Raw genomic sequence first — 19,769 nt, 5'->3', positions numbered from 1 at the left:
CCCCTCAATCATTTACTCTGTTACTTCTTCAAGCGTCAGTTGATTATCATACAAATAAGTAGCTTGTGGATTTCCCACATACCTTACGTGCCATGGTTCATACCGATAGCCCGTAATCGTTTCTTTCGCTTTTGTGTATCGAATCACAAAACCAAATTTATGGGCATTTTCAGAAAGCCACTGACCTTCTTTCGTTTCCCCAAAAACCGTCTCTAACTGAAATTTAGCAGATTGAGACGTAATATCCATAGCTAATCCAGTTTGATGCTCACTTGTGCCAGGAACCGCGCTAGACATTGCTGTTTTTGCTTCCCCATCTTGTTTTTTATACATCGTATTTAATGCTTTTTGTCGATCAAAGGATCTAAATCCAGAAACTGCAAAAAGGAAAATACGCTCGTTGTTAGCTTGCTGGAACATTTCCTCAAGCGCCCTCGCTGCCTCTTTTCTCATCTTTTTCTTTTCTTGATCACCTTCACTAGAGTAGCGCACTTTCGGAATAACTAAATCTGGCGGTCTATAACCATCTGGTAAACGCCTACTTTTATTCACAAGTACAAGCATTGAATTCGGATTATTAATTACCGCAATATCCCCATCCATATTAGCAATCGTTTCTTTCGCTTTTGGAAATATACTATTTACACTTACTTCCCGCGCCTGCTTATCCTTATACATTTTATAATTGATTCCTGCTACTCCAACAATAATTATTGCAGCTACGATACCGAGTAGTGCCCATCTTTTTTTCATATAACGACCTCTTATTTTAATAATTTGGCCATTTCATACTCATCGATGTCCTTTCCATCGATAATAAGAGCAGCTTTTTTGACACCTTCTTTCTCAAATCCAGCTTTTTTATATAGTGCCTGAGCTCTTGTATTGTGGGCCATTACTGTTAATTCTAAACGCCATACATCATGTAATTTTGCCCACTTCTCAACCTCTTTAAACAATCTCGTCCCAATACCTCGCCCGTTATACTCTTGCAAAATACCAATTACAATGCTTGCCACATGCCTCTTTCTTTGAATGTTATTTCCATTCACTAATATAAAACCTATTATTCTCTCATCTTCAACTGCTACAAATATTGTTGCATATTCATTTTCTATAAATCGCTGGATCATTTTTTCTTGTTGCTCAGCTGTAGTTTTCCTTTCTCCTGGTTCATATAACATAAACTTCGTTTCTTCATCTAATTGCTTACTTAATTGCAAAAATGATGCTGCATCTTCTACTTTGATCTCCCTAATCACCTAAATCACCCTATCAATTTCATAATATAAAAATTTTCCTTGTAAAAAGATTTTCTCTGCCATTTCAAAAATCCCTTTCTAATTCTCCTATTATAATTAGACAAATTTCGATATCGCTATAATAATTATTAATCATGTCCATTTTGTGACATCTTGCTATCCACATTTCAAACCAACACAAAAAACGTAAGCATTACACTTACGCTTTTCCAAGATTGAAGTGAGCTAATAATTATCGATAGATACCCTGGCTAATTCAAGTTTCACTTTATCCATTCACTTTTTCTGCCTGCCAAAAATATTCACCAAATGCCTTAGCAAGTGCATCAATTGATCGATTCAATTCTTCCTCCGTATTATCTACACCGCCAACTTCTATTAATATCGCTTGCCCTGATAAATCTTGATTATAGATTCCATTTCCTGTTTGGAAACCTTTTTGAATGACCCCACGACTCACTCCTGGATATTTCTTATTAATCGCCTCATGTAAAGCTGTCGCTAATTGTAAGTTTTTTTCATAATTTTTATTTCCTTTCCCTACTACAAATGCAAGCTTCGCATATGATTTATCTCCAATTGTTTTTGTCGTTACATTCTTTCGAGCACTATCACGATGCAAATCAAAAAAGTATTGAAGATCTTTATTTCCAGCCATAGCTTGCTGCACAATTTCTCGTGACATTTTATACGAACTATTACTGTTTAAACCCTTACTTATTAACTTTTGACCAACATCACTCTTATCGTTAGTAGCTCCAATCCCTTCACCTTCTAGTTGTTCACGGAAACGATCTCCTAATATAGAAATATTCGATACAGAACTCGTTGCTTTATTCGGATTCGGGTCATTCGTTAAGTTAAGTAAAGGTAAATAAGATTCCCAGCTATGTGTATGATAAATAAACGCAACTTGTCTTTTCCCGGTCGTTTGGGACGGCTGTTTTTTCTCTTTATTCGTATCTTGTTTAGGTGCTTGTCCAGTTCCACTAGTCCGTTCTTTCACTACTTCTTCAAGAGGTACACTCGACTCTATCGGTAAGTTAGAATAGTTTGTGCCCTCACCCGCAATAACAATTTCTGTATCGTACTTACCAAACCCGGGTAGCTCTTTCCCGACAAAACTGCGTACATCATTAAAGCGAATATTTGTAGCCATAGAAAAGAGAAAAGAAGAAATTGAAAAATCTTGATTCAACTTTCGATACTCCTGTGTAAAATAATGATTCTCTTTTCCAAGTACATACATGTAACCATTCATCGATAACTCATTTAACCAATTATATAAATACGTTGACTTCGTCTCTTTCATAGAGGTTACCATCATACTAATAAGAAAAAAAGTCGCTAGCACTGTAGTAATAACAAATAAAACTAACTTACGCATACTTGTAAACTTCATAAAAAAAAAGCCCCGATTCATACTATCACCTCTCTATTTCAAGTTATGTACAAGCCCTAGAGAATAGACCGTTAAAATTTCGGCTATATTGTTAATGAGGTGAAATGAATTGAAGCTATTAATAGGAATATTACCAATCGCTCTATCATTCATTTTTTATTTGTCCGCTAAGCATCCAAAAGTCTCTATTGTACTACATATTTCTGCGTACTTGGCACTGTATGTACTCGGTACAATTATTTCCATTAATATATACGATGTTTTAATACAAGATTTAGTTTTCATGACGAGCATTCATGGGATTTTACTGAATCCATTTTTCCTTATTGCAGGAGCGTATATAGGAACATACACGTTGTACCTACTTATGTCTCACATTATTATAAAAATAAAAAATGGAGCGTAATGAAATGCAACCAACATTTATCTGTCATACATGCAAAAAAAGAATTGTGAGAAAGAAAGATCTTATTACCGCCACATGGTACTTCCGCTTTTATTTATTTCACAGTGATTGTTTTAAACGACAGCAAGTGTTCCTCTCACGATTTATCCCAGTAAATACACTTTTCAATTTCTTTCTTATTATGTATGGACTTATTTTTGGCAGCATTCTTATGATTACAGAACCATCTATTATTTGGCTGATTTTCTTATTTCCCATTTTTTATCGGTTTCTTTCTTATTATTATATTGAACGTTTTTTCTCTACATAACGTGCAGACTGACCTCTCGGAATACTTAAACATTCCCACTCATTTTCTTTTAACATCTTCCCAATGTAAATAATCTGACCAATATGCAATGCATAATGAGAAATTTGCCTTTCAATTGCTTGCATGACAGTATGTGCTTCACCGCGAATGTATACCGTCTTCAATAAGTGCTCCGGCGCTAAAGTATTCATCGTATTAAAAACATATTTCCATCCTTCTTGCCAAGCTATAAGGGCTTCTTCTTTTGAATGATAGCATCCCTCAAATTCACCATCTCGATTACGATCGGTTTTTTCACCATCAGACGTTAAAAAATCCGTCCATCTAGAACGCATATTACCGTGCAGATGCTTTATAATAATCGCTATACTATTTGTTTCTTCATGAGAATACCATTGTATTTGTTCATATGATAATTGAGAAAGTGCCCGTTCCCCTTGCTTCTTTGTTGCTTCAAAGTTCGAAATCGCACATTGCAAATATTCTCGTCCGATATCCATATTAGCCCCTACCTTCACCCTAGCTAATTTTCGTTCCATTTGGCAATTCCATATTAGGCTGAAGTAACACAACATCATCAGCTTCAGGAACACCACCAAGCACAAGCACTTCTGATTTGAATCCAGCTACACGCTTTGGTGGAAAGTTTACAACAGCAACGATTTGTTGACCGATTAAATCTTCTGGAATATACCTTTTCGTAATTTGAGCACTTGACTGCTTTATCCCGATTTCTCCAAAATCTATTGCTAGTTTAATCGCTGGTACTCTCGCTTCTTTAAATTCCTCTGCATGTATTACAGTTCCAATTCTCAAATCCAAATTTAAAAAATCTTCAAAATTAGCCATTTATCATTCCCCCCAATTATTACTTAGACAAAATACAAAAATTCCCTTCAAAAAAAGAAAGGTGCCTAAGCACCTTTCTTTTGTAATTCACTTGATTCATTTGATTTATAGAAGAAGAAACCGAGAATCCCGCCAATACATGATGGAATTAACCATCCGATTCCTTCGTTATATAACGGTAACATTTGTAGTACATTAGAAATCGCGTCAATTTTAATTTTCGCACTTTCTAAACCGTTAAAGAAACTAATTAACAATGCACCTAAAATAGCTCCAATATAAATTGTATTCCGCTTCCCAATCCACTTATGGAAATACGAAAGTACAATTAATACAATTGCAACTGGATAAATGATCATTAACACAGGTAATGTTACTGCGATTAATTGTGTTAAACCTAGGTTAGATACAATTAAACTAAATACACATACCATTGTTACAATCGTTTTATGCGAAAGTTTTGGGAATAAGTTTGTAAAGAAACCCGCACACGCAGATGTTAACCCAACAGAAGTTGTTAAACAAGCGAGTATAATAACAAGCCCTAATAAAACTTTACCACTCGTCCCATATAGCTCATTTACAACATTCGTTAAAATAAGACCACCGTTTTCTGAGACACCAAGTGATGTACTTGTTGAACCAAGATAAGCAAGTGATAAATAGATTAACGTTAAACCAAGTACAGCAATAATACCTGATACGACTGTTATTTTTGCAATTTGGCTACTCTCTTTTATCCCTTTAGAGCGAATAACTTGTACAACGACAATTCCAAATACGAGAGCACTAATTGCATCCATCGTTAAATACCCTTGAATAAATCCACCAAAGAAAGCATTCTCTTGGTAAGCAGCTAACGGCGCAGCCGGCTCTCCAATTGGATCAATAATTGCCTTTCCGACAATAACAGCAACAATTAATACCAATAGTGGCGTAAGAAACTTTCCAAACCAATCCACTAATTTAGATGGATTTAATGATAAATACCACGTTATTCCGAAGAAAACTATCGTGAAAAGAAATAGCATGTACCACTCTGAAACCATTGCCTCTGATAAAAACGGCTTCATACCCATTTCAAACGAAACAGCTCCAGTACGCGGAATCGCGAAAAATGGTCCAATTGCTAAATAACTAATCAATGGGAAAATAAACGCAAATATAGGGTGGACTCTAGAAGATAGCGCTTTCAAGTCCCCCTCTACAAACGCGACAGCTGTTACAGCTAGTAGGGGTAATCCGACTCCCGTTACAAGGAATCCTATTGTAGCAATCCAAACATTCTCTCCTGCTTGTTGACCTAAAACTGGCGGGAAAATTAAATTTCCTGCTCCTAAAAATAATGCAAATAGCATCAAACCAATTGCTACCGTATCACCTGGCCTTAAACGTCCCTTCATGCTCTTCATTTGCATAGCACTTTTTCATTGTTTATCTCTATATTTTACAATATGCTATGCATCCTCCTCTCTGCTCAAGATGATAAAATATGCCCCTTACAAAGCAGTGTCTTTCTCCATAATTTCTCCATTCCCCTTATTTTTACTCTAATCATTAATACAATTGTTATTTTTGAATTTTGAGTTTTTTGAATTTTCAAATCATTAGAGTGTTATTACGTGGAGTATAGTTGTCAGACCTCTTTGTTTTTATCACACATATAGTAACATATTTAGTTGCAAAATAAAAACATATTTTCAAATTGATTTTTTTGAAAATCGAAATTATCTACATTTTTTATTCTCTTACACAAATATTGTTATAATCTCACCTATTACCCTGTCGTTATTTTAAAATAACTTCACACACGTAACATAACAAAAGCCATCCAATAATTAGATGGCTTTTGTATGTTACTCTATCGTTTCAACTTCACGTGGATTTTTCATCTCTTCCACATATACAACTCTAAATCCGTGATCTTCTAAATCTTTCAATAATGTCTCTAATTCACCGTCGTTAAACTCTTCTCCTAATGTAAACATAATTCTACGAACTAATAAGGCATCATTATCAAAAGTCATCAAACTTTGAATACCAGTGTATTTCTTTAAAACTGTCGATAACTTTTGGATTGCTCCATTATAGTCTTGCGTTCCAATCATGACAGAGTATTTACTAGAGTGAACACCCCATGCATCCTCTAATAACTCAAAAACTTTTTTATGCGTTAAAATTCCAAGGAAAACCCCTTTTTCGTCAACTACTGATAAATAAGGCAATTTTTTTATTGTAAAAAATACTTTAAAGAAAGAAGAATCTTCTCTCACAAATCCCTCTTTATCGTTTAATAATTGCATTACACTCTCGTCAAGTGATCCTTTATATTCTAAAATATCTACTTTATATATATTCCCTAAAAATTTCTCTTTTTTTTCATCTAAAACTGGTACACAACGATAACCCGTTTTATTTAAATGCTCTAACGCTTCCCCTATCGTAATCGAACTTGAGCACAGTAAAACTTCCCTTTTTGGCACGTAATTCCCTTTAATCCTCATAAAAAGCCTCCTTATGTTAAAATACTTTCTGTGCCATAACTATATTATATTTTCAGAAAAAAATAAATAATTTATTTTATTTTTCTGAAAATTATTCATTTTCTAGTCATAATTTATTCATGAATCCTTCACTTGCACTTTCTTCCGCATCCAAAACCCTCCCTCTGAATTCTGAATCACTTCATTGTATCATTGTACGGACCTAATTGTTTTTTAGAAAAGTAATAATTTGTCTCCTTACTTTTCATTAACATATTTCCTTTTATAATTAAAAAATAGGTAGCTATTAGAAAGTAGATCACCCCAAATAACCAATCCAAATTTGTAGCCAGATTGTGTAAAAGAATATACCTCATATATACATAACCAATTGGAACATGTAGTAATACAACCGCACCTAATCCCGGATTATATATTGTTTTAGCTTTTATATTCGCAAAAATACCATGCCATATGAATTGAAAAAATCCCATTAAAATAGGTGCCAACCCAAGCCATATTATATTTTGAAAAAAAACCGGGAGTAAATAAAAAACATACGCAATCAAAATATTTATTACCATAGCAGATTGCGTATTTAATGGATAGCGGTCTGGTATATCACTTTTAAATATAACTACATTAAACAGACCAGCAAAATAACCTGGCCAACGATACTCTTCAAATTGATGCACTAAAATGGCCACAAAACTTAACCCTAACAGTACTTTTATTTCACTCATTTTTCCCAAATTCGCGACTAAAGAAACAACGACAACAATAGCGACAACTAACCCTATATCACACCAATGCTTTCTAAAGAAACTAGCCACCTCTATCACCCACTATCTCAATTTTTATAAAAATAGCGTTCAAATAGGAAATCAATCTGTTTTTCTACAGATGGTACTTTTATATCTGCCCCTGATTCGAGAATTGGCATCATTAATGTGGGAAGAAAAATGGATCCAAATATTTGCACCGTCATCATCATTAAAATTTCCTGATCCGTTTCATTTGTTATCTCGCTCAAAATATTCTTCACTTTACTGAAACCTAGCCTCTTCAAAAAATCCCCATATTCGTATTGAGATGTAAATACCGTAGTTCCCATTGCAATAATCTTCCTAACTAACTCCGGATATTGCCGAATTACTAGTACATAATCCAATAAAAATATTTTTAATCTTTCTTTTGCTGGCACTGTAATATTATCTAAAATAGAAAAAGTGCCTTGAAAGCTAATTAATAAAACTCTAATCGCCTCACTAATTAACTTTTCTTTTGAACCAAAATGGTAATTTACTAGCGCTATATTTATATCTAACAATGTTGCAATTTTCCTTATCGTTACCTTTTCAAAACCTTCTTTTTTAATTAATTCCAATGTTGTATTTAAAATCTTTTTTTTCGTTGATACGTTTTCATTCCCTCCCAATTTATCTCCCCCTCTAGAATGTATCAGTTAAACAACGATTTAAACATCGTTTAATTTTATGGTATCACTTTCCAATTGTAAAAATCTATTTAATACTTTCGACATTTCCCTACATTCTCTTCATTCCACACAAAAAATAGATTTCTAAATACAATTTAAAATTATCCATATGCCCATACATGAAGAAAAATATATTGTAACTTGCTCCAAAAACGGCTAAAATAAGAATAAGAATTTTCTGAATATTCCAAGAGTAGGTGGTTTATATGTCCTTATTACGCTCACATATATGTAAATTTATAATTGGTGTTATTGTTATTTTTGCCATAAGTCCTATTCCAGCTCTTTTTATTACACACAATTACTCTTATCAAAATGGATTTATTAGCATTTTTCAAAACTTCGCACAGCTTTCTTCTATATCAATTCCAAAGGTTGATTGGATGCATGAATCTATCTTTTTCTCAGCAAATCAAATGATACATACTTCTAATCATTCAACACCATTATTCCCTTACATATGGGAAATATATTTTATATCGATTGTTCGTTTTACTTTTACCCTTGCGGTCGGATTTTTCATAAGTTTGGGTATCGGCCATTTATTTTTCAAAGTACCTAACTCGTTTAAAAAGTTTACTACTGTATTGAATTGGATACCTTACTCTTTTTGCACTGTAGTATTACAATGTTCAGTCTTATTACTACTTCTATACGTCGCACAATTTATAAACCTTCCTTACTACTCATCTTTTATCATCGTATGTAGTACTTCCATGATTATCGTTATGCAAGCAGTAAAAAAATGGATTCCTTTCTTGAAAAACACAAATGAATATGAAATAAAACATGATTCTTTTCTTGTGGATACATTGTTTTTGGCGCTTACTTCGAACCATAAATCAATTTTAGGTTCCATCATTCTTTCATTCGTTTTTATGGAATGCGTTTTTCATGCAAGTGGACTGTTACAATTTATCGTTCAATTTGGCGGAAATTCACCCATAATTGCTACAATCGGCTTATTACTACTCTATATCCCATATAGCATACTTTCTTTCCTTCAAACACTATGGACCACAAACTACTCCAAGCAACAGTCATACACTTTAACGAGAAGCGTTCCAAAACCTTAATTGAAATAACCCTCTATAATCTAAAAGTAGGGGGTTATTCCTTTTGTATAGCGGACAAAATAACAGCAAATTCAAAAACTATTACAGAAACATACCAATATTTGCCCTTTTCCTTTGACTATTCTTTTCATTTAGATTTATTATAAAAGTATAACATAATTGCAGGAGGTGACATCTTTATTCCAAACCTTGGAATGGAGAACACACTTGGACATATTAAATATTTTTCTCATCTTTGTACTTATTCTTATTTCTGGCTTTTTCGTTGCATCAGAATTCGCTGTTGTAAAAGTACGAAAAAGTCGAATTGACCAACTTGCAAATGAAGGTAATAAACAAGCTTTAGCTGCAAGAAGCGTCCTATCTAATTTAGATGTTTATTTATCAGCTTGTCAGCTCGGAATTACAATCACTTCTTTAGGGCTTGGTTGGCTTGGTGAACCGACTGTGGAACATATACTACGACCGCTCTTTGAAAAAATTAATATTACTGGAACAATGGCTAACACTTTATCTTTTGTTATTGCTTTTAGTGTTATTACATTTTTCCACGTTGTATTAGGTGAGTTAGTTCCAAAGTCTTTTGCAATTCAAAAAGCAGAAGCAATCACACTCAAATTTGCAAGACCTCTTATTTTATTTGATAAAATTATGTATCCATTTATTTGGTTACTCAATAGTGCAGCTATATTTTTCACAAAACTACTCGGATTAGAACCTGCCAAAGAAAATGAACTTGCTCATTCTGAAGAGGAATTGCGACTCATTTTAGGTGAAAGTTTTAAAAGCGGTGAAATAAACCAAACCGAATATAAATATGTAAATAACATTTTTGAATTTGATGATCGAGTTGCGAAAGAAATAATGGTTCCTCGTACCGAAATGATTTGCTTATCTACTGAAAATACGTTAGAAGAAAATATGGATATCGTCGCAACTGAAAAATATACACGCTATCCAATCATTGAAAAAGATAAAGATGATATCATCGGGATGATTAATACTAAAGAAGTATTCCATGATCAAACGAAAGGTATTTATAAACCACTTGAATCTTATATACATCCTGTTTTAACAGTATTTGAAACAGTTCCAATTCGTAAAACGTTAGTCCATCTTCAAAAAAATCGCGTTCAGATGGCAATCGTTATGGATGAATATGGTGGCACTGCCGGACTTTTAACGATGGAAGATATTCTTGAAGAAATCATTGGAGAAATTCAAGATGAATTCGATGCGGATGAATCACCTATGATTGAAAAGCGTACACCTAAGCTTACTGTTTTAGATGGAAAGGTGCTCATTTCTGAAGTAAATGATATGTTTGGCCTACATATTGATGATAGTGATTTAGATACAATTGGAGGATGGCTTCTCTCTCAAGCAGTTGACTTAAATATTGAAGCTGGTTATTCCATTGAATATGCTGGTTTTCAATTTAAAGTATTAGAACTTGATGGACATCAAGTCAAAAAAGTTGCTGTACATAAACTAGATATTAAAAAGGAGCTATAAAGTGACGGTTTTATTAACAATTTGTATCATTGCCTGTTTCCTTGTTTCATTTCTCGCCTTTATTTATCCCATTATCCCTGGCATACTTGCTGTCTGGGCTGGATATTTAATTTACCATTTCGGTATAAATGGAGGAGAATTAACAACTTCTTTTTGGATTATTCAAGTCATTTTCACTCTTTTCATTTTCGTTGCTGATTTTATTGCAAATGGATATTTCTTAAAAAAATACGGTAGTTCTAAATGGGGCGAACGTGTCGGAATGATTTCTATCATTGTTGGATCGTTCTTCTTCCCACCATTCGGACTTATTATCATACCGTTTTTATCAGTATTTATAACAGAACTAGTGCATAAAAAAGCGCCAAAAGATGCCTTTCTAGTTGGAGTCGCTACTGTAGTTGGTTTTTTAAGCAGTACAGTAGCGAAAGCAATTCTCCAAATCATTATGATTGTCATCTTCTTGTGTTATATCATATTTTAACCATCCCGACTTCGGGATGGTTTTTTAATATGCAATACCTACTCGACTATTTTCATATATGTTTTTCTTACATAGATCCCATGCAAAGTGTGCTGTATCACCCACTGTAATTTTCGATCCACCTTCTGGCAATATATCTTTTTCAGTTCGATATACCTCTGTCGCCTCACCGTCTATTAAATGTGTCGGACAAACAACTGTCCAACATAAATTATTACTATTACTTAGTACCTTATATGCAGCCAAATGATCTTCTGCTGCTGTTGTCGTTTTCCTTTTTGATTCCGTTGATTGAAAACGATATAAATTTAGATCCGTTCTTGCTTGTAAAATACCAGCCGTTCCTATTGTTATGATCTTATGAACCCCTTCTTCTTCCATTTGCTTAATAATTTGTGGCATACTCTTCGCTAATGTTCCATTTTGATCCGTTCCAAGTGCACTAATTACTATATCGCTTCCTTCTATCGCTTTTTTTATATCATTTTCGTTCAATACATTACCTTCTATCACTCGTAACCTTTCATGTTGTATTTCTATTCTATTTAAATCACGCGCTAATGCAGTCACTTCAGCTGAATCCTTTAATGCTAAATTAATTATGTTTGAACCTACTCGTCCTGTTGCTCCCAATATACATACTTTCATTTGTTTTCCCCCTCTTTCATTCTCTTTCTATTTTTCAATAATATCAATCAATTTACAACAAAAAAGCTTCCTCATATATGAGAGGAAGCTTTTTTATTACTTTATTTCTTCTCTTTAGAATCAGTAGACTTCTCGGTTCCGCTTGTTTCTTTATCCTTTTTATCCTCTTGTTGTGTTGTTGTGTCGTCTTCTTTCTTCTTGTCCTCACCTTTACTACAACCTACCATTAATAAAGAACTTGCAAGTGCCATAGCAGTTAATGATTTAACCCATTTGTTCATTTGCGTTTCCTCCCTGTGATAGAATATGTACAACCTCATATTACTCTCTATTTTTAAAGGAGAGATTGAAAAACAGTAAATATACGGTAAATTTTTGTAAATTTTCTGATAACAAAAACTAATTTAAATTTACATATTTCATTTCCAATCGATACACAATAAAACTAATTTTTTCTCTAAATGGACATAAAAAAACTAAGGCGCATACCATTCCGCCTTAGTTTCTCATGCAAACTTTTCATTTTCATATAGATGTGTAATCTTATATTCCTTCTTCATAACATATTGCCACACACTATAAGCGTAACGGTTCATTTTCAGGAAACAATTTTCCAAAAATGAGCGGAACTCCGGATTAGCAACTTCCACTGCAACTTGAGCAAACTTTAGAGCTAATCGTTTTAAGTGCGCAATATAACATGTTGCAATATGAATATCCCCTGTATATTTACTAACTGTTTCCTTTTCCATTTCATGCAAACCAAACTCCGTTGTTTCACAGGTTATATGCTGCACATTCTCTCCTTCTTGAAAATTTACTTGTTCATTATATGCTTGTAACATATATGGTAAATGGTGCTGTAATAGATTTTTTAATTCTTCGTCTCTGACCTTTCCAGCATACTCTCCAACCTTGTATATTAGCATATAACTATATCTCATTAACTCTTTCATACAATCCATGAAAGTGCCTCCCTTCTCTAGGGTCTATATGTTATAAATATGATGCTAAAACATTTGCTATTCTTGCTAAAAACCAATCCCATCTACTAATTTTCTCAAAATCTTCTTCAGAAAATCGTTTTGATTTATGAAAGTCTACCTTTAATCGACTCCATACTTCATCAACAACTGTTTTATCATATACGATACAGTTAGACTCACAATTTAAATAAAAACTTCTATTATCAAAATTCGCTGTCCCAATATCAACAATTTCTCCATCAATGATTGTTACTTTCCCATGAAAAAATCCATTTCGATATTGATAAATCTCCGCTCCAGCATGTAACATATCTTTCAAATATGGATAGGCAGCTTGTTTTAACAATATGGCATCACTTTTAAATGGCACGAGAATTTTCACATTAACACCACGATTTAATGCACCTTTTAACTCTTTCACCATTTCTTTACTTGGTACAAAATATGGTGTAGCGATAATTAAAGACTTTTTAGCCTTTTTTAAAAGTGCCCCATACTTTTCCCATAAGCCTTTTCCATTTGAAAATAGATATTGATATTGTACATTCCCTAATGTCGGTATACTTTCATGTATAGGCATTTTTTCTCCTGTATCTTCTTTCCAATCTTCGGCGAACTTTCTTTCCATATCCGCTGCACCCTCACCATGGATGCGCACGTGATAATCACGCCATGGCCCGAACTTCGGATCTTGTCCAAGGTACTCCTTTCCGATATTAAAACCACCGACGTATGATACCTTTCCATCTATCGTAACAATACGTCTATGATTTCGTTGATGCAAAGAATAGAAAACATTTTTCAGTTTCGGTTTTTTACTGAATGTAAACTTCACACCGTTTTCCTTTAATCGGCTAATTACCTTTTTCTTCAGCTTATATCCACCTATTCGATCGACTGACAATTTCACTTCTACTCCACTAGATGCTTTTTTCTCTAATAACTGTAAAAACTCTTCGCTTATTTCATCTTTTCCTACAATATAAAAATGGATATATATATACTTTTCTGCTTCGTTTATATCTTCAAATAATTTTCTATATAACTCTTCACCGTTCGTATATAGTTGAAATTCACCTAATCGAACTTGTCCTAATTCATATTCACTAGCCATTTCCTTCCCCATTTCCACATCGATGTTCATCCAAATGAATACACCTATTAAACAAAGGATTATAGCGAAAAAGTGCTTCATGGATAAATTCCTTTCTCCACTTACTGTTATTTCTATATCTTCCCTTTTTTATTACATTATCATTCAAGAAAATATGTCATTGCATGATATATGTCCATATCAAACAATAGCTCATTTGCATATTGTATGTTGTATCTTAAAATAAAAGGAGGAAATAACAATGGGCTTCGCACATGGTAATGGATTTGCGCTATTAGTCGTATTATTTATCCTCTTAATCATCGTCGGTGCTGCTTGCTTCTGCTAAGTAGCTACTGTCATATGATATGTGGATGAAAAAACTATAAAAGCGGACACCTATTTTTAGGTGTCCGCTTTTCATTTTAAAACCATTTCCGCCTGCTATTGTAACTTAAATGGCTAAACATTTATCTCAAAAGGTTAACAATGTGGCTACTTTCTTACTCTCTGCCTTACGTATATGACGCTGCTCTGCACGTAACACTGCAATACGATGTAATTCTTTCTCTTCTTCTGTTTCAGGGATAACACGCGGTACTGGAACTGGATTATTTTCCTTACTAAGTGCAACAAAAGTAACGAATGACGTTGCCGCTATACGCTTCTCACCTGAAATTAAATCTTCAGCCACTACCTTCACAAACACTTCCATCGAAGTTCTTCCCGTCCAAATTACGAAAGATTCATAACTAACACAATCTGAAGAACGAACAGGATGTAAGAAATCAACCCAGTCCATAGATGCTGTGACACATTCCTTTCTCGAATGTCTGGATGCTGAAATAGAAGCAACCATATCCATCTCCGCTAATATCTTCCCACCAAATAGCGTGTTATGATCATTTAAATCTGTTGGGAATACCCGGCTCGTTTTGAACACCCTTGACTCATTGGCTGTTTTCCCCTTCACTTCTGTCATTGTTATCACCCCTTTAATGATTTATCCCTAATATTTCAATAATCACTATACTAAATGAATTACACGTTTAATATTAACAACATTCAGAACTTTTAGTCCACAAAAAAGAACCGATTTTATCAATCGGCTCCTCTAAATACATATTGTTCTTTCGGCTGTTCAACTTTATTCCATTTTGTTACTTCTAATACAGGAATATTCGCATGAAACGGCTGATAAAACTCAGTAGTTATCTCTCCTTCTACTTGAATCCAGTCATCATTATTCCACTCTACACCTTCTGGTTTTTTCACTAACATACCATACACACCAGAATCTGCTACGCAATGTATAATACCGAAACGGAATAAGAAATATTGTTCTTTTTTAGAAGAATCATCTCTAAAAACAAACCCTTTAAAAGATAATTTTTTCCCAGTAAACTCGCCAGGATAATTATAAATTGTTTCCATACCCTTTAGGAAGTCTTCATCTTTCAAATTAATATTGTCTTTCGTAACAAACTCTTTCTTCCCTTTTTCCATTACACCACGGTATCCTTCTTTCCCGTAATAAATGCTCGTATCAGGTCTTAGAAATTGTCTTGTCATAAATGGATCCTTACTTTCTGCTTGTGCAACAGGAAAATGAAATCCTTTCGCTTTAACAATATCCGAATCTAACGTCGCAATTGGGAAAAATAACCCTGAGATAATTGGAAAACAAAACAAGGAGTACGAAAATGCTTTTTTCCACCATGTATTCTCATCTTTTGAATGATCATGCCCGCAATGGCTATGGTCACAACTGCAATCATTTTTCTCTTTTTCCTTTTGGTGCTCTTTTTGGAAAACGACGATAATTTGTATAATCGTTAAGAAACCTAAAATAATTGCTGCTGTTGTTGATAAATAGGCATACTTCATATTGATATACTTCGTAATGTTACCGGAAATATGAAGCTGCGCAATTAATATTGTAAAACCTAATAATATATATGCTCGAAACATAACCTACCACCCCATCGCATAAATGAGTAGTGAGCTTGCATAAACAACAAGAGTAACTGTAACTATAACAACAATTACAAATTTCGTTTTAAATGTCGCAAGCATCATAAACATATTTTTAATATCCACCATCGGCCCGTAAACGAGGAACGCGACAAGTGAAGCTGTTGAAAACGTACTTTGGAACGAAGAAGCGATAAATGCATCTGCCTCTGAACAAAGTGATAATATATAAGCAAGTCCCATCATAACAGCTGATGAAGAAAACGGACCTTGTCCAATAGCAAGAAGTGTTGAAGTTTGTACAAACGTTTGTACCGCTGCTGCAATTAACGCACCTAGTACTAAATATTTTCCCATTGAGAAGAATTCCTCAACAGCGTGTGTACATACATCCCACATTTTTTTACGCAGTGGACGCTTATTATTCACTTCTGGGAAGTGATCATCTCTTAATTGATGTTCTTTAAACATAAAGGATAATATAATTCCAACGATAATGGCTACGATAATCGCTACAATAGAACGATACCATACCATGTGCATACTACTCCCAAAGGCAACATAAGTAGCAAATAATACAACTGGATTAATAATAGGTCCAGTTAACATAAATGCAATCCCTGCGTATGGTGGAACGCCTTTTCCAATTAATCGTCTTACAATCGGAACAATTCCACATTCACAACCTGGAAACAACATGCCTAAAAAAGTAGCTAATAAAACAGACAGAAATCGGTTCTTCGGCATCCATTTAGCCACCATATCTTCTGTCACGAACATTTGAATGAATCCTGAAATAAATACACCAATTAGCACAAACGGAAGTGCTTCGATCAATATGGAGATAAAAATTGTATTCATTTGCAGGAATGCTTTCGGTAATTGAAACAATTCCATGATGTATTTCCTCCAACTTTTCATTAACAATATGTAATTTTAACCCCATTTCATTAATTGGACAAGGATTATATGGCATACATACCCTTTATATACATTACATTGTACAAGTTATATTCTATTCAAAATTTGAGATTTCATAGCAAAAAAGCTGCTCTAGCGTAGTTATATAACTATGCTAGAGCAGCTTTTTTATCGTTAAAAGTAACGTTTCTTCCAAAAAACAAAAGCTAACGTGAAAGATAGTGTTACACATATGATGAGTACAATTACAAAACCGTGGGCTTCCCCTTCAAACGGAACCTTTACGTTCATTCCAAAGAAACTAGAAACCATCGTCGGTAAAGATAAAATGATTGTAATTGACGTTAACAGTTTCATAACACTATTTAAATTATTTGATATAACGGAGCTAAAAGTATTCATCATTCCACTTAAAATGTGACTATATATTTCCGCCATTTCAATAGCCTGCTTATTTTCAATTAATACATCTTCTAATAAATCTTGATCGTCTTCATACATTTTTAAAAATGTACTATTACGCATTAACTTTTGAATTACAATTTTATTAGCCTTTAATGACGTTGTAAAGTATACTAAACTTTTCTCAAGGCCTAATAATGTGAAGATCTCTTTATTTTTCATTGACTGATTTAATTGATGCTCTAAATCAATTGTTTTTCGATTTATTTGCTTTAAGTATCTTAAATAATAAGTAGAAATCGTATATAAGAGCTGAAGTGCAAAGCGCGTCTTTTTAAACGTATAAAATTCTTTAATACGTTGATTAATAAAACGTTCAAAAATTGGATTCTCTTCTAAGCAGATTGTAACAAAACAATCCGGCATCACAATCATACCTATTGGAATCGTGTCATAAATCGAATTTCCTTCTTCGTCATGTCTAACTGTCGGAATATCCACGATAATTAAAGTATTATTGTCTTCCTTTTCAATACGAGAGCGTTCTTCATCATCCAAAGGGTCTTTAATGAAATCTAAGTCTACATTTAAAGTTTGTACTAGATATTGAATTTCTTCTTCTGTTGGATGAAGTACATTAATCCAGCACCCCTTTTGCATTTCCTCAATCTCTTGTAGTTTTCCGTTTCGGTCTGTTAAATATATATTTAACATACTATCACCCCGATTCTTTTTACATGTAGGAATCTACCTCTCTTAAATCACAGTTTTTAAACCGCCATTCTCAGCATATGAAACATACGTTTAAATTTCAATAGAAAAATTATTTTGAAAACGTTTTTATAGGAAAAATATTATAAAGTGAAACTTTAATCAGTGGGTGGCTTCATCCCCCACTGATTATTAGCCCTCACAAATCGGGCTTTTACAGGCTACCCGCCCCCAACCAAACTTCTTTTCTTTCGCTGAATTTTGAGGTGAGGGTCTCACTGCCCGTTAAAGCGGGATAAACATAGAAAAAGACAGAGTGCTCTCTGCCTTAAAAGCTTATGTTGCCTTTATAACATATTTAGAAAGCATCCACAAGTTAAAACCGACTGAAATCGTATAGCCAGCGTATGTTGAAATGATAAAACTTACATAATCGAAATACGGAAGCAATACAATATTTAAAACTATCTTCACAATAATTCCAATCACTAGTCCTAGCACCGTCTTCTGCTGTTGATTGATTCCTTGTAGCATAGCAGCCGTTACTGTAAAAAGAGAAAATAATATGCAAGCAGGAGCATAATACTGTAAAATGATTCTCCCCATCTCTGGATCATTTCCAGCACCGAATAAAAGAGTATATACAGGCTTGGCTAACACCATCATTCCAATTGCCGCCGGTACCGTAATCGCTACTACTAATACATTTGTTCTCGTAAAATGTTTGTACAATAGCTTCGTATTTCCTGCTGTGTAAGCTTTCGTCATCTCTGGTACGAGAGACATACTAAAAGCTGTCGCAACGGATACCGGGATAAGCACAACCATTTGAACAAGACCAATTATCGCATTAATTTTTTCCGCTTCTCCTTGCATATACCCTATTTGTATAAGTAGTTTATTAATTGTAAATGTATCAATCGTCTGATACAACGGAATTGCTAAGCCCACCACAACAAAAGGAATAGAATATGTAAAGAGCTCCTTATAAAGCGAGAAAAAAGATTTCGTTGTTTGTGGTATACTTGCCATTTCTTTTTTCTTTAAGTGCCTTCTCCTTCTCATATAATACGCACTTAAAACAGTTAATCCACCTACCGCTCCCATAAAGGCACCAAATGTTGAAATACCAACTGCTAGCGAGACAGATGCTTTTAAAATATATAAAACGACAAAGCTTCCTATTAAAATGGTTAAAACCCGAAAAAATTGCTCTACAACGACACTTAATGCAGAAGGCCCCATCGATTGGAATCCTTGAAAGAAGCCCCTTAATAAACTCATTACTGGCACAAGTATTAACGCAAAACTTACAATTCGAATATTAGTAGTAACCGCTCCTACACTATTCCCCGTTTGATCATTCCCATCGATGACAAGCTTAGCTAAATGCGGAGCTAGCATATATAACGTAAAACACGAAATGACTCCCATTATAAACATAAACACGATTCCACTTTTCAACACTCTCTTAACCGTATGATAATCATTCAGTTGATCATATTTTGATACCATTTTTGAAACTGCAAGTGGTAATCCCATTGTCGCAATGCTGAGCATAATGGTATAGGGACGATATGCATACGTGTATAAAACATACCCACTCGTACCGACCATTGCTGTAAATGGTATAACATATATAAATCCTAACATTTTTGATATCATCGTTGCCATCGTTAAAAATATAGTTCCACGTATAAACGGTGACCCTTTCATCACATTCCTCCGCTACGCTTTATTATTACACAT

24 protein-coding genes are annotated in these 19,769 nt (G+C 34.0%); 6 read left to right on the top strand and 18 right to left on the bottom strand.

Annotation, left to right across the window (positions count from 1 at the left end; translation table 11 throughout):
• Positions 1-12 precede the first annotated feature (12 nt).
• From BUA87_RS01660 to BUA87_RS01645, 3 genes are all read right to left on the bottom strand, one after another.
• Positions 13-753 carry a M15 family metallopeptidase gene (locus BUA87_RS01660; protein WP_000747650.1) on the bottom strand — a complete coding sequence of 247 codons (741 nt, stop codon included), beginning with the start codon at positions 751-753 and terminating at the stop codon, positions 13-15.
• An 11-nt stretch (positions 754-764) separates the two neighbouring features.
• Entirely contained in the window at positions 765-1,262 is a 498-nt protein-coding gene (locus BUA87_RS01655; protein WP_002093964.1) for a GNAT family N-acetyltransferase, read from the bottom strand.
• 268 nt (positions 1,263-1,530) lie between these two features.
• Positions 1,531-2,685, bottom strand: coding sequence for a stage II sporulation protein P (locus BUA87_RS01645; protein WP_001079282.1), 1,155 nt, complete (start codon positions 2,683-2,685; stop codon positions 1,531-1,533).
• An 88-nt stretch (positions 2,686-2,773) separates the two neighbouring features.
• Between BUA87_RS01645 and BUA87_RS01640 the strand changes: the two genes are divergently transcribed.
• Both BUA87_RS01640 and BUA87_RS01635 read left to right on the top strand, forming a co-directional pair.
• Entirely contained in the window at positions 2,774-3,070 is a 297-nt protein-coding gene (locus BUA87_RS01640; protein ID WP_000770732.1) for a hypothetical protein, read from the top strand.
• Positions 3,071-3,074: 4 nt separating this feature from the next.
• The gene (locus BUA87_RS01635) at positions 3,075-3,380 is read left to right on the top strand and encodes a permease (protein WP_071714392.1); all 306 of its coding nucleotides are present in this window, start codon (positions 3,075-3,077) and stop codon (positions 3,378-3,380) included.
• Here BUA87_RS01635 and BUA87_RS01630 read toward each other — a convergent pair.
• The 6 genes from BUA87_RS01630 to BUA87_RS01605 form a co-directional block, all read right to left on the bottom strand.
• Positions 3,353-3,919, bottom strand: a complete 567-nt coding sequence (locus BUA87_RS01630) for a DUF1572 domain-containing protein (RefSeq protein ID WP_002093963.1) — start codon at positions 3,917-3,919, stop codon at positions 3,353-3,355. The genes BUA87_RS01635 and BUA87_RS01630 overlap by 28 nt on opposite strands.
• The gene (gene csaA / locus BUA87_RS01625) at positions 3,900-4,229 is read right to left on the bottom strand and encodes a chaperone CsaA (protein WP_001263013.1); all 330 of its coding nucleotides are present in this window, start codon (positions 4,227-4,229) and stop codon (positions 3,900-3,902) included. Before csaA ends, BUA87_RS01630 begins: the two co-directional genes overlap by 20 nt.
• A gap of 65 nt (positions 4,230-4,294) precedes the next feature.
• Positions 4,295-5,647, bottom strand: a complete 1,353-nt coding sequence (gene brnQ / locus BUA87_RS01620) for a branched-chain amino acid transport system II carrier protein (RefSeq protein ID WP_025118396.1) — start codon at positions 5,645-5,647, stop codon at positions 4,295-4,297.
• A 438-nt stretch (positions 5,648-6,085) separates the two neighbouring features.
• Positions 6,086-6,733, bottom strand: coding sequence for a cyclic di-AMP binding protein CbpA (cbpA, locus tag BUA87_RS01615; RefSeq protein ID WP_001220528.1), 648 nt, complete (start codon positions 6,731-6,733; stop codon positions 6,086-6,088).
• Between the two features lie 176 nt (positions 6,734-6,909).
• Positions 6,910-7,554, bottom strand: coding sequence for an HXXEE domain-containing protein (locus BUA87_RS01610; protein WP_071714393.1), 645 nt, complete (start codon positions 7,552-7,554; stop codon positions 6,910-6,912).
• 8 nt (positions 7,555-7,562) lie between these two features.
• The gene (locus tag BUA87_RS01605; protein ID WP_000509368.1) at positions 7,563-8,150 is read right to left on the bottom strand and encodes a TetR/AcrR family transcriptional regulator; all 588 of its coding nucleotides are present in this window, start codon (positions 8,148-8,150) and stop codon (positions 7,563-7,565) included.
• A 266-nt stretch (positions 8,151-8,416) separates the two neighbouring features.
• Between BUA87_RS01605 and BUA87_RS01600 the strand changes: the two genes are divergently transcribed.
• The 3 genes from BUA87_RS01600 (at position 8,417) to BUA87_RS01590 (ending at position 11,285) form a co-directional block, all read left to right on the top strand.
• A complete protein-coding gene (locus BUA87_RS01600) occupies positions 8,417-9,286 on the top strand; it encodes a hypothetical protein (RefSeq protein WP_072938251.1) in 870 nt (289 codons plus the stop codon).
• 207 nt (positions 9,287-9,493) lie between these two features.
• On the top strand, positions 9,494-10,801 hold the full coding sequence (locus BUA87_RS01595; protein WP_000353735.1) for a hemolysin family protein: 1,308 nt from the start codon (positions 9,494-9,496) through the stop codon (positions 10,799-10,801).
• Between the two features lies 1 nt (position 10,802).
• Positions 10,803-11,285, top strand: coding sequence for a DUF456 domain-containing protein (locus BUA87_RS01590; protein WP_000217336.1), 483 nt, complete (start codon positions 10,803-10,805; stop codon positions 11,283-11,285).
• A 24-nt stretch (positions 11,286-11,309) separates the two neighbouring features.
• Here BUA87_RS01590 and BUA87_RS01585 read toward each other — a convergent pair whose 3' ends face one another.
• The 4 genes from BUA87_RS01585 to cls form a co-directional block, all read right to left on the bottom strand.
• The gene (locus BUA87_RS01585) at positions 11,310-11,933 is read right to left on the bottom strand and encodes an NAD(P)-dependent oxidoreductase (protein ID WP_000861649.1); all 624 of its coding nucleotides are present in this window, start codon (positions 11,931-11,933) and stop codon (positions 11,310-11,312) included.
• A gap of 101 nt (positions 11,934-12,034) precedes the next feature.
• A complete protein-coding gene (locus BUA87_RS01580) occupies positions 12,035-12,214 on the bottom strand; it encodes a hypothetical protein (protein WP_001045960.1) in 180 nt (59 codons plus the stop codon).
• Between the two features lie 225 nt (positions 12,215-12,439).
• Positions 12,440-12,898, bottom strand: coding sequence for a spore coat protein (locus BUA87_RS01575; protein ID WP_000340543.1), 459 nt, complete (start codon positions 12,896-12,898; stop codon positions 12,440-12,442).
• A gap of 31 nt (positions 12,899-12,929) precedes the next feature.
• Positions 12,930-14,114 (bottom strand): cardiolipin synthase, encoded by a 1,185-nt coding sequence (gene cls / locus BUA87_RS01570; protein ID WP_072938248.1) that lies wholly within the window; start codon positions 14,112-14,114, stop codon positions 12,930-12,932.
• 160 nt (positions 14,115-14,274) lie between these two features.
• Between cls and BUA87_RS01565 the strand changes: the two genes are divergently transcribed.
• A complete protein-coding gene (locus BUA87_RS01565) occupies positions 14,275-14,361 on the top strand; it encodes a YjcZ family sporulation protein (protein WP_000505094.1) in 87 nt (28 codons plus the stop codon).
• Between the two features lie 126 nt (positions 14,362-14,487).
• Here the strand turns inward: BUA87_RS01565 and BUA87_RS01560 are convergent, their stop codons facing one another.
• The 5 genes from BUA87_RS01560 to BUA87_RS01540 all read right to left on the bottom strand — a co-directional run bounded on the left by BUA87_RS01560 (position 14,488) and on the right by BUA87_RS01540 (position 19,736).
• Complete coding sequence (locus BUA87_RS01560) at positions 14,488-14,994, bottom strand: acyl-CoA thioesterase (RefSeq protein ID WP_000141164.1); 507 nt, start codon at positions 14,992-14,994, stop codon at positions 14,488-14,490.
• A gap of 119 nt (positions 14,995-15,113) precedes the next feature.
• Entirely contained in the window at positions 15,114-15,983 is an 870-nt protein-coding gene (locus BUA87_RS01555) for a TIGR03943 family putative permease subunit (protein ID WP_000488043.1), read from the bottom strand.
• A gap of 3 nt (positions 15,984-15,986) precedes the next feature.
• The gene (locus BUA87_RS01550; protein WP_000418716.1) at positions 15,987-16,883 is read right to left on the bottom strand and encodes a permease; all 897 of its coding nucleotides are present in this window, start codon (positions 16,881-16,883) and stop codon (positions 15,987-15,989) included.
• Between the two features lie 198 nt (positions 16,884-17,081).
• Positions 17,082-18,023: a magnesium transporter CorA family protein gene (locus tag BUA87_RS01545; protein ID WP_000932389.1), complete on the bottom strand. Its 942-nt coding sequence runs from the start codon at positions 18,021-18,023 to the stop codon at positions 17,082-17,084.
• Between the two features lie 333 nt (positions 18,024-18,356).
• Positions 18,357-19,736, bottom strand: a complete 1,380-nt coding sequence (locus tag BUA87_RS01540) for a putative polysaccharide biosynthesis protein (protein ID WP_000678842.1) — start codon at positions 19,734-19,736, stop codon at positions 18,357-18,359.
• Between the last annotated feature and the right edge of the window lie 33 nt (positions 19,737-19,769).

Origin of the sequence: Bacillus sp. bc15, from assembly GCF_900142585.1 — a bacterium.
GTDB classification, from domain to species: Bacteria; Bacillota; Bacilli; order Bacillales; family Bacillaceae_G; genus Bacillus_A; species Bacillus_A cereus.
The sequence above is the reverse complement of the archived record's forward strand: the minus strand, read 5'-3'. Positions and strand labels throughout refer to the sequence as shown.

Coding starts and splice junctions, on each gene's coding strand:
- BUA87_RS01645 (WP_001079282.1), bottom strand. CDS start 2,685: ATGAATCGGGGCTTTTTTTTTATGAAGTTTACAAGTATGCGTAAGTTA.
- BUA87_RS01555 (WP_000488043.1), bottom strand. CDS start 15,983: ATGTTTCGAGCATATATATTATTAGGTTTTACAATATTAATTGCGCAG.
- cbpA (WP_001220528.1), bottom strand. CDS start 6,733: ATGAGGATTAAAGGGAATTACGTGCCAAAAAGGGAAGTTTTACTGTGC.
- BUA87_RS01585 (WP_000861649.1), bottom strand. CDS start 11,933: ATGAAAGTATGTATATTGGGAGCAACAGGACGAGTAGGTTCAAACATA.
- BUA87_RS01630 (WP_002093963.1), bottom strand. CDS start 3,919: ATGGAACGAAAATTAGCTAGGGTGAAGGTAGGGGCTAATATGGATATC.
- BUA87_RS01575 (WP_000340543.1), bottom strand. CDS start 12,898: ATGGATTGTATGAAAGAGTTAATGAGATATAGTTATATGCTAATATAC.
- BUA87_RS01600 (WP_072938251.1), top strand. CDS start 8,417: ATGTCCTTATTACGCTCACATATATGTAAATTTATAATTGGTGTTATT.
- cls (WP_072938248.1), bottom strand. CDS start 14,114: ATGAAGCACTTTTTCGCTATAATCCTTTGTTTAATAGGTGTATTCATT.
- brnQ (WP_025118396.1), bottom strand. CDS start 5,647: ATGCAAATGAAGAGCATGAAGGGACGTTTAAGGCCAGGTGATACGGTA.
- BUA87_RS01565 (WP_000505094.1), top strand. CDS start 14,275: ATGGGCTTCGCACATGGTAATGGATTTGCGCTATTAGTCGTATTATTT.
- BUA87_RS01560 (WP_000141164.1), bottom strand. CDS start 14,994: ATGACAGAAGTGAAGGGGAAAACAGCCAATGAGTCAAGGGTGTTCAAA.
- BUA87_RS01580 (WP_001045960.1), bottom strand. CDS start 12,214: ATGAACAAATGGGTTAAATCATTAACTGCTATGGCACTTGCAAGTTCT.
- csaA (WP_001263013.1), bottom strand. CDS start 4,229: ATGGCTAATTTTGAAGATTTTTTAAATTTGGATTTGAGAATTGGAACT.
- BUA87_RS01660 (WP_000747650.1), bottom strand. CDS start 753: ATGAAAAAAAGATGGGCACTACTCGGTATCGTAGCTGCAATAATTATT.
- BUA87_RS01635 (WP_071714392.1), top strand. CDS start 3,075: ATGCAACCAACATTTATCTGTCATACATGCAAAAAAAGAATTGTGAGA.
- BUA87_RS01550 (WP_000418716.1), bottom strand. CDS start 16,883: ATGGAATTGTTTCAATTACCGAAAGCATTCCTGCAAATGAATACAATT.
- BUA87_RS01540 (WP_000678842.1), bottom strand. CDS start 19,736: ATGAAAGGGTCACCGTTTATACGTGGAACTATATTTTTAACGATGGCA.
- BUA87_RS01545 (WP_000932389.1), bottom strand. CDS start 18,023: ATGTTAAATATATATTTAACAGACCGAAACGGAAAACTACAAGAGATT.